The 16,275-nt window shown below is 50.3% G+C and carries 16 protein-coding genes and 2 pseudogenes; 13 read left to right on the forward strand and 5 right to left on the reverse strand.

Going from position 1 to position 16,275, the window contains the following annotated elements:
- Positions 1 to 547: 547 nt before the first annotated feature.
- The 4 genes and pseudogenes from FEK43_RS15470 to hha form a co-directional block, all read right to left on the reverse strand.
- Positions 548 to 930: pseudogene (locus FEK43_RS15470) on the reverse strand (putative zinc ribbon protein).
- Entirely contained in the window at positions 927 to 1,310 is a 384-nt protein-coding gene (locus tag FEK43_RS15475; RefSeq protein WP_171020820.1) for a putative zinc ribbon protein, read from the reverse strand. Before FEK43_RS15475 ends, FEK43_RS15470 begins: the two are co-directional and overlap by 4 nt.
- A gap of 262 nt (positions 1,311 to 1,572) precedes the next feature.
- The gene (locus FEK43_RS15480; RefSeq protein ID WP_135408453.1) at positions 1,573 to 2,142 is read right to left on the reverse strand and encodes an inovirus Gp2 family protein; all 570 of its coding nucleotides are present in this window, start codon (positions 2,140 to 2,142) and stop codon (positions 1,573 to 1,575) included.
- 694 nt (positions 2,143 to 2,836) lie between these two features.
- Positions 2,837 to 3,049, reverse strand: coding sequence for a hemolysin expression modulator Hha (gene hha / locus FEK43_RS15485; RefSeq protein ID WP_135408451.1), 213 nt, complete (start codon positions 3,047 to 3,049; stop codon positions 2,837 to 2,839).
- Positions 3,050 to 3,829: 780 nt separating this feature from the next.
- Here hha and FEK43_RS15495 point away from each other — a divergent pair.
- Together FEK43_RS15495 and FEK43_RS15500 are read left to right on the forward strand one after the other, a co-directional pair.
- Positions 3,830 to 4,036 (forward strand): AlpA family transcriptional regulator, encoded by a 207-nt coding sequence (locus FEK43_RS15495; RefSeq protein ID WP_001095912.1) that lies wholly within the window; start codon positions 3,830 to 3,832, stop codon positions 4,034 to 4,036.
- An 85-nt stretch (positions 4,037 to 4,121) separates the two neighbouring features.
- Entirely contained in the window at positions 4,122 to 4,694 is a 573-nt protein-coding gene (locus tag FEK43_RS15500; RefSeq protein ID WP_135408447.1) for a hypothetical protein, read from the forward strand.
- A gap of 121 nt (positions 4,695 to 4,815) precedes the next feature.
- On the opposite strand, the gene FEK43_RS15505 is transcribed toward FEK43_RS15500, so the two are convergent.
- The gene (locus FEK43_RS15505; protein WP_135408444.1) at positions 4,816 to 6,321 is read right to left on the reverse strand and encodes a YfjI family protein; all 1,506 of its coding nucleotides are present in this window, start codon (positions 6,319 to 6,321) and stop codon (positions 4,816 to 4,818) included.
- A 1,221-nt stretch (positions 6,322 to 7,542) separates the two neighbouring features.
- Between FEK43_RS15505 and FEK43_RS15515 the strand changes: the two genes are divergently transcribed.
- The 11 genes and pseudogenes from FEK43_RS15515 to FEK43_RS15570 all read left to right on the forward strand — a co-directional run bounded on the left by FEK43_RS15515 (position 7,543) and on the right by FEK43_RS15570 (position 15,531).
- A complete protein-coding gene (locus FEK43_RS15515; protein WP_135408441.1) occupies positions 7,543 to 8,415 on the forward strand; it encodes a GTPase family protein in 873 nt (290 codons plus the stop codon).
- 371 nt (positions 8,416 to 8,786) lie between these two features.
- Positions 8,787 to 11,633, forward strand: coding sequence for an Ag43/Cah family autotransporter adhesin (locus tag FEK43_RS15520; RefSeq protein ID WP_135408439.1), 2,847 nt, complete (start codon positions 8,787 to 8,789; stop codon positions 11,631 to 11,633).
- 70 nt (positions 11,634 to 11,703) lie between these two features.
- Positions 11,704 to 11,937, forward strand: coding sequence for a DUF905 family protein (locus tag FEK43_RS15525; protein ID WP_064986988.1), 234 nt, complete (start codon positions 11,704 to 11,706; stop codon positions 11,935 to 11,937).
- Between the two features lie 89 nt (positions 11,938 to 12,026).
- A complete protein-coding gene (locus FEK43_RS15535) occupies positions 12,027 to 12,845 on the forward strand; it encodes a DUF932 domain-containing protein (RefSeq protein WP_135408437.1) in 819 nt (272 codons plus the stop codon).
- A 90-nt stretch (positions 12,846 to 12,935) separates the two neighbouring features.
- The gene (locus FEK43_RS15540; RefSeq protein ID WP_135408435.1) at positions 12,936 to 13,421 is read left to right on the forward strand and encodes an antirestriction protein; all 486 of its coding nucleotides are present in this window, start codon (positions 12,936 to 12,938) and stop codon (positions 13,419 to 13,421) included.
- Positions 13,422 to 13,435: 14 nt separating this feature from the next.
- A complete protein-coding gene (locus FEK43_RS15545) occupies positions 13,436 to 13,912 on the forward strand; it encodes a RadC family protein (protein ID WP_001186770.1) in 477 nt (158 codons plus the stop codon).
- A gap of 68 nt (positions 13,913 to 13,980) precedes the next feature.
- Positions 13,981 to 14,202, forward strand: a complete 222-nt coding sequence (locus FEK43_RS15550) for a DUF987 domain-containing protein (protein WP_105224706.1) — start codon at positions 13,981 to 13,983, stop codon at positions 14,200 to 14,202.
- 74 nt (positions 14,203 to 14,276) lie between these two features.
- Positions 14,277 to 14,645 carry a type IV toxin-antitoxin system YeeU family antitoxin gene (locus FEK43_RS15555; RefSeq protein ID WP_135408432.1) on the forward strand — a complete coding sequence of 123 codons (369 nt, stop codon included), beginning with the start codon at positions 14,277 to 14,279 and terminating at the stop codon, positions 14,643 to 14,645.
- An 89-nt stretch (positions 14,646 to 14,734) separates the two neighbouring features.
- Positions 14,735 to 15,112: a type IV toxin-antitoxin system cytoskeleton-binding toxin CbtA gene (gene cbtA, locus FEK43_RS15560; protein ID WP_061361848.1), complete on the forward strand. Its 378-nt coding sequence runs from the start codon at positions 14,735 to 14,737 to the stop codon at positions 15,110 to 15,112.
- Positions 15,109 to 15,258, forward strand: a pseudogene (locus tag FEK43_RS15565) (DUF5983 family protein); the annotation flags it as partial. The gene cbtA and the pseudogene FEK43_RS15565, both read left to right, overlap by 4 nt.
- A gap of 75 nt (positions 15,259 to 15,333) precedes the next feature.
- Entirely contained in the window at positions 15,334 to 15,531 is a 198-nt protein-coding gene (locus FEK43_RS15570; RefSeq protein ID WP_135408582.1) for a DUF957 domain-containing protein, read from the forward strand.
- Positions 15,532 to 16,275: the final 744 nt, after the last annotated feature.

A 16,275-nucleotide genomic window follows, 5' to 3' on the forward strand; every position in this document is an offset into this window, starting at 1 on the left:
GTTACTTACGGCGTTGTGTGAAATATTGAAGAATCAGATGTCTTTTTATGCCACTCCCAGATACAAATTACTGATGCAGTATCCTATGACAACGCCACATTTTTCTGACTGCTGACCTCTTCGGCCTCATTAGCTGTGATGTCCAGATAAACAACCACCGAAAAAAAGATAGTCAATTCGTGTAAGCATACTGAAGATAATTCCGTATAAATATTCAGCTGACAAAATGCCATCAGTCCATAAAAATCAACGGAAGCACAAATGATTCACCCGGTCATCACCGAACAATTGCAGCCATAACCAGTAGCTATGGTCATTCTGCGTAACTTCGTTAAATACACAAAACATTTGCCCACAGGTGATGATGTTCGTCGATGTCTCTCCTGTCTGAGTGGTGCGTAAAACAGATCGCCAGCAGACGCAGCCAGTGATCCACCGTTTGCGGAACAAAACGCCGGACCGCACGGATCCGGCATAAGCGTTCCTGTCATGATAAAGTCATTATGTTGCGTCCTCCTCACTCCAGGTCCCGAAGCAAATCTGGCTGTTACCTGTAAACATACTTTGTACATACCGCTCGGCAATAAATTCCCGTACCACAGGCTTCACAGAACTTCTTCCCATGAAAAGCTGCCCGCACATCACACAATGCCATATCAGCACGACAGGTAATGGCGATAAAAACATCGCCATTACCTCAATGTAAGGGTGGGACTTTTCCTGATTCAATACCACGCAGGCCGCCTTCTGCTGTGCGGTCAGGGCATGTAAATCGTGTTCAAACCACGCCCCCTGAGCATCTGTCCGCAAAATCTACCGACCACGACAGGAAAGGCAGAAACAATACCTGACATTTCTGCTAAGGGCTGAGGTAGCACTGATAATGTGATCACCCGGCGTGACCCCCAGCCCCGTTTTTAGACCGTTCATCCTGCCACTGCCTCCTCACTGAAACGCCCTGTATGACAGTGTGTACAATAGCGTTCCCCATAATAATCATGGCGACATTGTCTGCAGTGCCAGCTGGCTTTACGCACTACGGGTAAAGCATCCGGTACCCACAGTTGTAAACGTTTAATCAACAGTACTTCTCTGCGCTCCGGTTGTACGTAAGGACATTGCTGCGCGTGCTCTGTCAGCCCTTCGTCAGTGTGTTCAAACCAGGGACGTTCAGTGTTGTATTGCGGATGGTATCTGAGTGAACTGCCACAGAGGTGGCAGGTGTAACGATCGTATGGCGCAGCCTGTACGGTACGGCCTCCGGTCAGACGTCCGTTGCCATCGAATGCAATAAAGAATTTTGCGTACATAGTCATACTCCTCAACCACCAGACGACACGCAGACGTCATCCGTCCCGGTACGGGCAGCGTGGTCAGAGCGTGAATGGCGGCTCAGTTAAAATCTGGACAAGGGGTTGGGTAAAGCAGGCTGGTTGTTGTTACAGCACAGTGGTTGTCACACAATGGAACTCTGGCGTAAAAAACAGCCAGTGGGAGAAAAAATTTATCGTTGCAGCCAGGCAACAGCCCATACTTTTGGTTTTACTGGAGATACTGGTGCGCCAGTCGTACTCAACTCCGGCTACAGCCAAAATTGCGCTCACCGGTGCCGTTCACTTTGCTGTACTCTTTCGCGAGATAAGCAGCACGATCCAGTGCATCCTGGAGACTGGCATCATCGCCACGCTCCAGCCACACCACTGGCCTGGCAGGAAAATTCGCCAGTGTGGCATAGCATCCGGCATCCACCCCCAGGGCACTGCACCACGCCTGTTTAATCATCCCGGCCAGTGACCCCGGATCGCGGTAATCGCCCGCACCACACCAGGTATCACGGTTGACCAGCAGTATCAGGTGATAGTGTTTTTTACCTTTGTTCTCCCCGAACTCCCGGGCCCAGACGTAATGCAGCCTTGTGGCATGTACGCGTTTACCTTCACGGTGCTTACGTTTCTGGTAAGCGTCAATTCTTGCTTTCAGGGCATTGATGAAGCGGGATATCACAGCTGCGTCAGTTGCTGCAGGAACATCCGGGAGACGCAGGTCAACCCGCAATACCGTCAGACGGGGATGGGTATCAAGCGCGTGCAGCACCGTCTCGTGGATCCGTTGCTGCCAGAAGGGGTTGTAAGTGTAGGTCATGGTTTACTGTCTCCGTATGATTTCGTTCATACGGAATAACCACGCTGTAAAAAATGCGCAGCGCCTTTAAAGTGACATACAAATCCACCGCCAGAACTACTGACGGAATGCCCTGACCAGTACAGCCAGTATCATCAGCATCAGCCACTGGTACCGTTATACGTTTCTTTCGTTCCGGCTGGTGATGCAGCAAAAGTGATATGAAAAAAGGCGAGGCGAAATGGTGGTGAGGCTGGCGTTCATAATACTGCATTGCTCGTACTGTGGATCTGTTGACCCATTCGGCGATTGCCGCACACGGTTCGCCTGCTCTCTGTGCTGATGGCGCTACAGGTAATGGCTGGTTACTGCTGTTGCCATCGTGTATGAGCTGCGGTAGAGATGGCGACAATCCCCCGAACAGTGATTTCCGACAAATACGTGTTCCAGAACCAACAGCAGCATCAGACAACAAGCTATAAGTCGCTGACACCAGAGAACAGGCCCCTACGGAACGACTGAATCCTCCCTCCGCCAGATACCATTCCCCTTTGATGTCGAATTATTCGTTGCAGCTTTATCGCTTAACGTTCACGGTATTATCCAGGTTTCCTAGAACAGGAACATATTCAGCTTTTGCAACAACCTGAGAGGACCGAAAAAGAATCACAGAGCAGATAACACCTGGCGCGGTACAGCTGGGATTACCGAACGCTCAGGTAACATATTTCCAGACGGAAGCCGGAACGCGATCGTAAAGTTTGTTCATGGTCAGTTCCGCCAGTCGGTGATCAACCGCAGAGTTGAAGGCTTCCAGCTCCGCAGGGGTAAGTTTATAACGTGTGTGGGAAATCACTTTTTCCAGCGTTTCCCTGGACGAACAACGACGGAACTGATACAACCATTCTTCTCTGGTTTTAACTTCCATTAGCCTCTCATTACTTTATGCTGCAATTAACAGGATGCCGTCAGTATACAGCTCGCAGGTCCCCTTACCCAAGCGAGTGACTCCATTGCAGCCTCTCAGTAATATTGCATTAATGCGACTTCCGGTTATCCGGACGCATCGCAATAACCCCGGAAGCCTTTCTGGTTGAGAGCGGTATAAGGGAGAGGCATTTCTCAGACTCTCACTCACCAGAGCAGATACGTTGCTCAGACGGGATTATTAATATGCTCAGTTCATGTTTTATATACAGGGACATCAGGAAATATAACTCAGAGCCTGTACTACAAGCTTTCACTGCTGATTGATTTTACATATCAGCGTTCATGTATTTGAGTTCTAATACTTACACTGCTCAACTCTCTTCTTGCACAGATCTCTTATCACTTCTTATATTTATATAATACCAATCAGACAGCCTTATCCCATCGGTGATACCTGTCGCCTGCCCACCGGACACGGGCTGACGCACCGTAACCGCCTTTGAAAACAACTCTGCAATTATCAGAACGTTTGCTTTTCCCCTCATCCTCTTGAAAGTCATCCCTTCTTCATCGTGCGTACGTGCAAAAAACATCCTTTCACAACAGCCACCGTGTGTTACGGATACGCTCAGCATCATGCCCCCCGGTTAATCTCCCGGCGGGAACATTCCCCTACTAATTTTTTACGTTTCTCCCTGGTTGTTATGCCGGTGAAGGTGGTGCGTCGTTTTCATCACCAACGCCGGGTGGGATTAACAACATCCGGAGGAACATTTTCATGAATACCCCCGTTTCGCTGATGGATGACCAGATGGTCGACATGGCATTTATCACTCAACTGACCGGCTTAACCGATAAGTGGTTTTACAAACTCATCAAGGACGGAGCCTTTCCGGCTCCCATCAAACTGGGCCGCAGTTCCCGCTGGCTGAAAAGTGAAGTGGAAGCCTGGCTGCAGGCGCGTATTGCACAGTCCCGCCCGTAATTCCTGACCGTTATCCGTTCAACCGCAGCGAATGCATTATCCGGCCTCCGGAGGCATTCTGCTGCGCGCTAAAGGAGAGAATATTATGCAAAAACTTGAAAACCGGTGTAACCTGCTGCTCACCCAGCATCAGAAATGGATGACAAACGTGACCCGGCTTATCGTCGCTCATGGAATGGGTTCTCCGCATCTTCATGGCTATCACCGCCTAACCCTGGCCCGCTTTTTTCTGCCGGAAAAAGGTGCCATCATCTCAGTGGCACCACAGGGACTCTATCAGGTGGTCAACCCGGGAACGCCACCGTTTCTTCCTGCCATTCAGGAAGGGTTAATGACCAGCATTCAGACTCATGAAATCATGCTGCTTACACATTTTAACCTGGGCGGCGTTTTACTCAGTGAACTACATCGTCTGGGTGAAAAACGCCTGGCAAACAGGCTGAACAGCCTGCTCCGGCGTTTCGACGATCGTGATCTCTACCACACGCTGATATGGCTGTGCTGGTATGATCTGATGTGTGCTGGCTCCATGCAACCCTGGACTGACGAGTTAAAGTATAAGTCACACGCAGAGCTTGAAAGCTGGGCTGTGTCGCGCAAACGGGAAAAGCGCGAGCTTGAACTGATGATTGACGAGTACCTGTTATACGCCTGTTGATTCATAACGCTCCCGGGGCTCCACGCATTCTCTTTTCCTCCGTCACCATCATACAGAAGCAAGTGGTGACGGACATACCGCGATACAATCACTGAATAATCAATCTCAGCAATACGAGACATTATGGCCGAAAGAGTTGCTCTTTCCATTCTCTCAGTTTGTGACTGTGATAGCCCTGATCGTAACACGCCTTCAACTCAGACAACGTGATATTGTTTACATCGGAAAGCAGGACATAGGTTGTTTTACCTTCTCTCTCAATAGAAAGCTTTAACTGAGACGCAAGAATGTTCAACAGTGCGTTCAGTTTTTTTCTGTTTCTGAAACGCCCCGGGCCACACTGGAGAATATAATTTTTTTTGACACGAGGTGGGCATTCTCCACGGCATTCCTCAATGAGCCAGTCAAGCAACTCCTGCGCGTCCTGCCGCTGCAGTTCAGATTCATCAGGTAGCGCAAATAATTTTTTATATTCATCTGTATACCACGAGCTTATTTCTATAGCAGACGTCATGATATCAGCAGTTACTTTCCCTTCACCATGGCTAAAATACTGAAATAACGCTGCAATTCTCGCAATGTTTTCTGTTTTTTTTGAAACATGTCCCCGAAATGCACTTAACGGCCCGGAGGGGGATAAATCCCGCTCCAGTGCATTATAGTGCTCAATAAATATTTTTTGCGCTTCAGGAGAAAAATGCAGACAATACCGTTCATCCTTACTTGTTTTATCAATGCTGTCCCTGGCTATTTCCATTAATCTTTCATAAAAAGCTGTTAATGATTCCCCCGGGGTCACTGCCCCATTAATAAAACGAGTCCCCTGAGTGGTTGCCGGTTTACTGATAAGACAGCGTGCAAGAAAACCACTGTCTCTGGCAACAGAACCTTTTCGCTCCATATATCGGTCAAAAAGACCTGGTTGCACCATGAGGGATAACGTCATTCTGGCATTTTCAATCAAAAACTCGGGTTCATTCTTTCTGTCCACAGACAATACTGAGCCATCCCACATTTTGTTAATAAAAGGCAGCTCAGACAAAGTATACCCATCAAATATCATACCGGCTTCATCTGACATAATGCCAACCGAACGCCATTCACCACAAAGCTGCTCCTTAATTGCTGCAGTCGTAGCATCATTAAAAATGAATTTATACCTTACAGGTTTTTCCGCACAGCTTTTCTGAAGTGCTTCCAGTTGCCTGAGGGTTTCTGACTCATCAGCCCCCTTGCGGAGCTCTTTGTTCAGTTTTGACAACAATGCTTTTTTTTGAACCTTTAAAAGCTCTTCCTTGTTTTTCCAGGTATTCAGTTCATTTTGGTATCTGGAATATAACAATATCTCCTGCTGGTACAGGGGCTCCATTAATAACTTGTCCACTGCGGTTTTTCGTTCTCCGGACTCTGCAAGCGTCAGTAAGAAAAGAGAAACCGGCCCCCGCAGATTATTCAACCTGCAGACATCAATCTGATGCTGACAGACAAGCGAAACCGCACCCAATGCAGACGATGCCACAAGGCCCATGGGAGCCTGTGTGATTTGCTGGGCTTCAATAACGGCATCACGAATAAGTGGAGGAAGTGAGCGCAGAGGGAATTCATCAACAGGCTGAAAGAGCAACATGATAACCTCACAAAATAGGCAAAACATGAAAACGCTGCTATTTTTGCTATTAATAGCAAAAATAGCAGTCAGTTCAATATCAGCTAAAATTTTTTATTGATTTTTGATTAAATTATAACCAGAACGTGTTTTGCCGCCACGGGAAGGGAAAATGAATCTGTGCGCCCTCATTGCTCCGTCTGGTTCCCCCCGGATCACACTTACTGATTAAAATTCACACAACAAAGCGCATACAAAAAAGCATCGTTTCGGGTGTTGCGGATATCTGTTTCCTGCCAGGGAACACCATAAACAAAAAAACCAGAATAACACCTTAAGGAAGCAACAACCGCCCTGAAGGATAATAAAATAAAGAAGACGACAGATATACCCCCTGTATACGGCACTCTATGAATATATATAACACCATCCTTATAAAAAACGAAAAATATTTACACCTGACACACTCAGAGAAACAAAAAAAAATAACACACATAACAATACAGATAAAACATAACCTGTTTTCCCTGGTCATCCCCGCATTATCGCCAGACAGTGATGAAAATGAATCATAACAGTTTTTTTGACAAAAATAAAAACACATCTTCAATTTTTCACATCAGTATCCTGCCTTAATAAGGCGCAAACACACGATGACATTTCAAGACCATAAATAAAAAAATTATTGCATTATAAAACACTCACGCAGACAATAAAACATCAGCAGGCATTATCTGAACCAACACAAAACATTCATCAAAATATTTAACAGGACATCATACATCACTGAATATCCTTCATGCATCATCACCACAAGAAAAAACGGACACAGGGTAAATACCTCATCCTGAGAAGCGAAATAATAAATACATTTAACAGTTACGTATTACCATGAAGGGATATACTGAACAACCCGGCATTAATGGGTATTATTGCGCGCACTCTTCCGATGAAAATACACAACAGAAGTAAAATCATTATAAACGCAATTTTCATTAACTCTCTCAAACAACCATGTATAACCTCCGCAAAATGCTGAAAAATACTCACATCAGTAAACATGAACACACCTGATAATCAGGCTGTCAGATGAATGATTTTTCCCTTTTACGAGATAGTCAGCCTGCCGTTGAACAATGATCAAATCGATTCAAAATAATTTCAGACAGATATTATCGTTGTGAGTCCCCCGCCTCCTTTCCGGTGTGCGGGGTTTTGTCTTTTTTCACCGGGAATACATGTATGAATCCGTCTGATGCCATTGAGGCGATTGAAAAACCACTTTCTTCCCTGCCTTATTCGCTTTCCCGTCACATCCTGGAACATCTGCGTAAACTCACTCACCACGAACCCGTGATTGGCATTATGGGTAAAAGCGGGGCCGGTAAATCCTCACTCTGTAATGCGCTGTTTCAGGGAGAGGTCACCCCGGTCAGCGATGTTCACGCCGGTACCCGGGAAATGCAGCGTTTCCGTCTGAGTGGCCACGGTCACAGCATGGTTATCACTGACCTGCCCGGGGTGGGCGAGAGCCGGAACAGGGATGCAGAGTACGAAGCCCTGTACCGTGACATTCTGCCTGAACTGGACCTGGTGCTGTGGCTGATTAAAGCCGATGACCGTGCCCTGTCTGTGGATGAGTATTTCTGGCGACACATACTGCACCGCGGGCATCAGCAGGTGCTGTTTGTGGTGACGCAGGCCGACAAAACGGAGCCCTGCCATGAATGGGATGTGGCCGGCATTCAGCCTTCTCCCGCACAGGCACAGAACATTCGCGAGAAAACGGAGGCGGTATTCCGTCTGTTCCGGCCCGTACATCCGGTTGTTGCCGTATCGGCCCGCACCGGCTGGGAGCTGGATACGCTGGTCAGTACGCTCATGACAGCCCTTCCCGACCATGCCGCCAGTCCCCTGATGACCCGCCTGCAGGACGAGCTGCGCACGGAATCTGTCCGCTCTCAGGCCCGTGAACAGTTTACCGGTGCGGTGGACCGGATATTTGACACGGCGGAGAGCGTCTGTATTGCCTCTGTTGCACGCACGGTTCTGCGTGCCGTCCGTGACACGGTGGTCTCTGTTGCCCGCGCTGTATGGAACTGGATTTTCTTCTGAACAGTCTGCCAGGGGAAATACTTGATTACATTACGTTAACCAACTGAAAACATGACACAAACGCCCCCCCCCCTCCTCTTTCTCTTGCGTGAACGCCCTGCTGTTAATAGAATAAAACGATCGATAAAACAGGTATCGATCGTTATCATCGATCGTTTATAGTGGTTAATGACCTGCGAAAAGGCAGTTGATTCTCTTCATCATGCAGAACGGAATTGCACACAACGGACTGATACTTCTCTGGCGGATGAGAGAGGGGAAGCATTTATGTCCGGGAAAAACCACTTTATCTGACCATGCTGTTTTGTACCTGCCGGTATCCACATTTGTGGATACCGGCTTTTTTATTCACCCTCTGTAAGGAAAAGCTGATGAAACGACATCTGAACACCAGCTACAGGCTGGTATGGAATCACATTACGGGCACCCTGGTGGTGGCTTCCGAACTGGCCCGCTCACGGGGAAAACGCGCCGGTGTGGCGGTTGCTCTGTCTCTTGCTGCTGTCACGTCAGTCCCGGCACTGGCTGCTGACACGGTTGTACAGGCTGGAGAAACCGTGAACGGCGGAACACTGACAAATCATGACAACCAGATTGTCCTCGGTACGGCCAACGGAATGACCATCAGTACCGGGCTGGAGTATGGGCCGGATAACGAGGCCAATACCGGCGGGCAATGGATACAAAATGGCGGTATCGCCAACAACACTACTGTCACCGGTGGTGGTCTTCAGAGAGTGAATGCCGGAGGAAGCGTTTCAGACACGGTTATCAGTGCCGGAGGCGGACAGAGCCTTCAGGGGCAGGCAGTGAACACCACGCTGAACGGCGGCGAGCAGTGGATGCATGAGGGTGCAATAGCCACAGGAACCGTCATTAATGATAAGGGCTGGCAGGTCGTCAAACCCGGCGCAGTGGCAACCGACACGGTTGTGAATACCGGCGCGGAAGGGGGACCGGATGCAGAAAATGGTGATACCGGGCAGTTTGTTCGCGGAGATGCCGTACGTACCACTATCAATGAAAATGGTCGTCAGATTGTGGCTGCTGAAGGAACAGCAAATACCACTGTGGTTTATGCCGGCGGCGACCAGACTGTACATGGTCACGCACTGGATACCACGCTGAATGGGGGGTACCAGTATGTGCACAACGGCGGTACAGCGTCTGACACTGTTGTTAACAGTGACGGCTGGCAGATTATCAAGGAAGGTGGTCTGGCGGATTTCACCACCGTTAACCAGAAAGGCAAACTGCAGGTGAACGCCGGTGGTACAGCCACGAATGTCACCCTGAAGCAGGGCGGCGCACTGGTCACCAGTACGGCGGCAACCATCACCGGCAGCAACCGTCTGGGCAATTTCGCGGTGGAAAACGGTAAGGCTGACGGTGTTGTTCTGGAATCCGGCGGTCGTCTGGATGTACTGGAGAGCCATTCAGCACAGAATACCCTGGTGGATGACGGCGGTACCCTGGCAGTGTCTGCCGGTGGTAAGGCAACCGGTGTCACCATGACATCCGGTGGTGCCCTGATTGCAGACAGTGGTGCCACTGTTGAGGGGACCAATGCCAGCGGTAAGTTCAGTATTGATGGCATATCTGGTCAGGCCAGCGGCCTGCTGCTGGAAAATGGCGGCAGCTTTACGGTTAATGCCGGGGGACAGGCCAGCAACACCACTGTCGGACATCGTGGAACACTGACGCTGGCTGCCGGGGGAAGTCTGAGTGGCAGAACACAGCTCAGTAAAGGCGCCAGCATGGTACTGAATGGCGATGTGGTCAGTACCGGCGATATTGTTAACGCAGGGGAGATTCACTTTGATAATCAGATGACACAGGATGCCGTACTGAGCCGTGCTGTTGCAAAAGGCGACTCCCCGGTAACGTTCCATAAACTGACCACCACGAATCTCACCGGTCAGGGTGGCACCATCAATATGCGTGTTCGCCTTGATGGCAGCAATGCCTCTGACCAACTGGTGATTAATGGTGGTCAGGCAACCGGCAAAACCTGGCTTGCGTTTACAAATGTCGGAAACAGTAACCTCGGGGTGGCAACCTCCGGACAGGGTATCAGGGTTGTGGATGCACAGAATGGCGCCACCACAGAAGAAGGTGCGTTTGCCCTGAGTCGCCCGCTTCAGGCCGGCGCCTTTAACTACACCCTGAACCGTGACAGCGATGAAGACTGGTACCTGCGCAGTGAAAATGCTTATCGTGCTGAAGTCCCCCTGTATGCCTCCATGCTGACACAGGCAATGGACTATGACCGGATTCTGGCAGTCTCCCGCAGCCATCAGACCAGTGTAAATGGTGAAAATAACAGCGTCCGTCTCAGCATTCAGGGCGGTCATCTCGGTCACGATAACAACGGCGGTATTGCCCGTGGGGCCACGCCGGAAAGCAGCGGCAGCTATGGCTTCGTCCGTCTGGAGGGTGACCTGCTGAGAACAGAGGTTGACGGTATGTCTCTGACAACAGGGGTGTATGGTGCTGCTGGCCATTCTTCCGTTGATGTTAAGGATGATGACGGCTCCCGCGCCGGCACGGTCCGGGGTGATGCCGGCAGCCTGGGCGGATACCTGAATCTGGTACACACACCCTCCGGCCTGTGGGCTGACATTGTGGCACAGGGAACCCGCCACAGCATGAAAGCGTCATCGGACAATAACGACTTCCGCGCCCGGGGTTGGGGCTGGCTGGGCTCACTGGAAACCGGTCTGCCCTTCAGTATCACTGACAACCTGATGCTGGAGCCACAACTGCAGTACACCTGGCAGGGGCTCTCCCTGGATGACGGCCAGGATAACGCCGGTTATGTGAAGTTCGGGCATGGCAGTGCACAACATGTGCGTGCCGGCTTCCGTCTGGGCAGCCACAACGATATGAACTTTGGTAAAGGCACCTCATCCCGTGACACCCTGCGTGACAGTGCAAAACACAGTGTGAGTGAACTGCCAGTGAACTGGTGGGTACAGCCTTCCGTTATCCGCACCTTCAGCTCCCGGGGTGACATGAGCATGGGTACAGCTGCAGCCGGCAGTAACATGGCGTTCTCACCCTCACAGAATGGCACATCACTGGACCTGCAGGCCGGACTGGAAGCCCGTGTCCGGGAAAATATCACCCTGGGCGTTCAGGCCGGTTATGCCCACAGCGTCAGCGGCAGCAGCGGTGAAGGTTATAACGGTCAGGCCACGCTGAATGTGACTTTCTGATAATCAGGTCACTCCCCTTCAGGCCCCGGTCATGATGACCGGGGCTTTTTACTTTCAGGGAGTAACAGATATGCCAGGTTGTACATCACGTTTATTGCCCGAAGGCCCTTTCTCACGCGAACAGGTGGTTGCTGTTACAACAGTTTACCGCAATGTGTTTACTGAAGATGACCAGGGAACGCATTTCCGGCTGGTTATCCGTAATGCTGAAGGTCAGCTACGCTGGCGCTGCTGGAATTTTGAGCCCGATGCCGGCAAACAACTTAATGTGTGGCTCGCCAGTGAAGGGCTTCTCAGACAATAAACGTCATTCATTTCACCCATCAGGCCGCTTCTTCTCCGGGAGACGCGGCTTTTTCATTTATAGCGATTGATCATTCACAAGGAGCAATTATGCGATTAGCCAGTCGTTTTGGTTATGCGAACCAGATACGCCGTGACCGTCCGCTGACACACGAAGAACTGATGCACCATGTACCGAGTATTTTCGGTGAAGACCGGCATACCTCCCGCAGCGAACGGTATGCGTACATTCCCACCATCACCGTGCTGGAAAGCCTGCAGCGGGAAGGCTTTCAGCCATTCTTCGCCTGCCAGACCCGCGTACGTGATCCGGGCCGCCGGGGATACACCAAACACATGCTGCGTCTGCGGCGGGCCGGAGAGATAAACGGACAGCATGTGCCTGAAATTATTCTGCTCAACTCTCATGACGGTACCTCCAGTTACCAGATGCTGCCGGGTTACTTCCGCTTCGTCTGCCAGAACGGCTGCGTCTGTGGTCAGTCTCTGGGGGAAGTGCGTGTTCCACACCGGGGAAATGTAGTAGAGAAAGTTATCGAAGGGGCTTACGAGGTGGTGGGCGTGTTTGACCGGATAGAGGAGAAGCGTGATGCCATGCAGTCGCTGGTCCTGCCGCCACCGGCACGCCAGGCGCTGGCACAGGCGGCACTGACTTACCGTTATGGTGACGAACATCAGCCCGTCACCACTGCTGACATTCTGACACCACGACGCAGGGAGGATTACGGTAAGGACCTGTGGAGCGCATATCAGACCATCCAGGAGAATATGCTGAAAGGCGGAATTTCCGGTCGCAGTGCCAGAGGAAAACGTATCCACACCCGTGCCATTCACAGCATCGACACGGACATTAAGCTCAATCGCGCATTGTGGGTGATGGCAGAAACACTGCTGAAGAGTATGCGCTGATGCCTTTTCCCTGAAAGCGCAGTTCTGACTCATGTCCGTCCCTGCCCCGCGACTTCTTCCATTCATTTACTTTTTATAAGGAATAATCTCATGACAACCGTTTCGCATAATTCCACCACACCTTCTGTTTCCGTAACCGCTGTATCAGAGAATAACCCGCCTCAACTGGTTGCCACCCTCGTCCCTGATGAACAGCGCATCAGCTTCTGGCCGCAGCATTTTGGCCTCATCCCACAGTGGGTGACCCTGGAGCCCCGTATCTTCGGCTGGATGGACCGTCTGTGTGAAGACTACTGCGGTGGTATCTGGAATCTGTACACCCTGAACAACGGTGGCGCATTTATGGCGCCCGAACCGGATGACGATGATGACGAAAACTGGGTACTGCTCAATGCCATGAACGGTAACCGCGCTGAAATGAGCCCGGAAGCCGCCGGCATTGCCGCCTGCCTGATGACGTACAGTCATCATGCCTGTCGTACGGAGTGTTATGCCATGACGGTTCATTATTACCGTCTGCGGGACTACGCCCTGCAGCATCCGGAATGCAACGCCATTATGCGCATCATCGACTGAGCAGGAGAAGTACAATGCAACAGCTTTCCTTTCTGCCCGGAGAGATGACGCCCGGCGAGCGCAGCCTCATTCAGCGGGCCCTGAAAACCCTGGACCGCCATCTTCATGAACCCGGCGTGGCCTTCACCTCCACCCGTGCGGCACGGGAATGGCTGATTCTGAACATGGCGGGACTGGAGCGTGAAGAGTTCCGGGTGCTGTATCTGAACAACCAGAATCAGCTGATTGCCGGTGAAACCCTCTTCACTGGCACCATCAACCGCACGGAAGTTCATCCCCGGGAGGTGATTAAACGCGCCCTGTACCACAATGCCGCTGCCGTGGTGCTGGCGCACAATCATCCGTCCGGTGAAGTCACACCCAGTAAGGCAGACCGGCTTATCACTGAACGTCTGGTACAGGCGCTGGCCCTGGTTGACATCCGGGTACCGGACCATCTGATAGTCGGTGGCAACCAGGTTTTCTCCTTTGCCGAACACGGTCTGCTTTAACCCGTCACCGTCACAACTACATCACACTTGTTTTCACTTTTATCTTCTGTCTTCAGAGGTATCCCATCATGAAAATTATCACCCGTGGTGAAGCCATGCGTATTCACCAACAGCATCCTGCATCCCGTCTTTTTCCGTTCTGTACCGGTAAGTACCGCTGGCACGGCAGCGCTGAAGCGCATACCGGTCGTGAAGTGCAGGATATTCCCGGCGTTCTTGCCGTGTTTGCCGAACGCCGTAAGGACAGTTTTGGCCCGTATGTCCGGCTGATGAGCGTCACTCTGAACTGAGTCAGGAGAAATGATGAGCAGAATTATCGCTGCCACCGGACCATTCTTAACTGATTTTTTGTGAGGACTTTATCGTGTCAGACACACTGCCCGGGACAACGCATCCCGACAACAACAACGACCGCCCCTGGTGGGGGCTACCCTGCACCGTGATGCCCTGTTTCGGGGCACGTCTGGTGCAGGAGGGTAACCGGTTGCATTACCTTGCAGACCGCGCCGGTATCAGAGGCCGGTTCAGCGACGCGGATTCGTACCACCTGGACCAGGCCTTTCCGCTGCTGATGAAACAACTGGAGCTCATGCTCACCAGTGGTGAACTCAGCCCCCGCTATCAGCATACCGTCACGCTGTATGCGAAAGGACTGACCTGCGAAGCCGATACCCTGGGCTCCTGTGGTTACGTTTATCTGGCTGTTTATCCGACGCCCGAAACGAAAAAGTAAATCATCAGAATAATCTTCTGCTCCGGCCTGGTGTTTTCACCACGCCACTTTCCCATTTTTTATATCTGCATATCAGGAAAATTTTCAGTATGAAAACATTACCTGTATTACCCGGGCAGGCGGCCAGTTCACGCCTGTCTCCTGTTGAAATCTGGCAGATACTGCTGTCACGGTTGCTGGACCAGCATTACGGCCTTACGCTGGATGACACACCGTTCGCTGATGAACGTGTGATTGAGCAGCATATTGAGGCGGGTATTTCACTGTGCGATGCAGTGAACTTTCTCGTTGAAAAATACACACTGGTGCGTACCGACCAGCCGGGATTCAGCGCCTGTACCCACTCTCAGTTAATAAACAGCATCGATATCCTCCGGGCTCGCCGGGCAACCGGCCTGATGACCCGCGACAATTACAGAACGGTAAATAACATTACCCAGGGTAAGCATCCGGAGGCGAAACGATGAAACTGGCCCTGACGCTGGAAGCCGACAGCGTTAACGTACAGGCACTGAACATGGGGCGAATCGTCGTTGACGTCGATGGCATTGAGCTCGCTGAACTGATTAACAAAGTCGCTGAAAACGGTTATTCACTCCGCGTGGTGGATGAACGTGACACTACCGAAACACCGGCGACTTCTGCCAGCCTTCATCAGTTGCCGGAAGACAACACAGTGATACAGAGCGTGATGCCATTAACCACTGAAACAGCGCTGGATATCCTCATTGCGTGGCTGCAGGACAATATCGACTGCGGGTCCGGAATTATTTTCGACAACGACGAGAATAAAACGGATTCAGTTACACTGTTACCCTGTATTAAACAGGCGCGACAGGATGTCCGTACTCTGTGCCATATGCAACTTCTGCACCAGAACCGGTGAATCTCACTCATCAGACTTCATTCTCCTGACGCCAGCCTGAACACGGCTGGCGTTTTCGTTTATAAACAAAAAGGAAAACCATTATGCCAGATATAAATGTCTCCTGCCCGGAAGTGGATTCCGGGTATATTGATGTTATTTGCTCTACCAGTATCAGACATATTGAGACCGAATAAATCCCCGCATTACAGGAAAAAACGACTGACAACTAACTAAAACCTTAGCGCTAACAAAAAATTATAAATAAAAGCACTATTAAACAGAGCATGAAACCGGGATACTGGCGCAGTTATTACCCGCCATATCATTCGGAATGATCGGTTCATCCTGACCAGGCATTTCAAAACAAACAAAAACAATTAAAATGACCACATAAAACAAACATCTCAGACCTATAAGCCCCCACAACCTTTTCACTATTTATATTAAAAGTTAAAACATTAGTATCTTTAACACCTGAATAAGAAAACATGGAGATACCGAAAGACAAAACAAGCACCAGTATGCGAAGAATGTCTTCGCGGATGCGCTATTAACAAATACAAAACCAAGCATCAACACGAGCAACAAAAAAATAACACAGTCAGAAATAAATAGCTCGCAAACCAGTTTTGCGCAGCGAATAACTATTCACAACATAGGACGCATACTGAATATCAATACGCCATTTCTAAAAATACTCACCCAAACATTATTACATTTACTGAAATTTGTATTTTTTAACAAAACACAGTATTATCCCGG

Source organism: Escherichia sp. E2562 (genome assembly GCF_005781075.1).
Classification (GTDB): domain Bacteria; phylum Pseudomonadota; class Gammaproteobacteria; order Enterobacterales; family Enterobacteriaceae; genus Escherichia.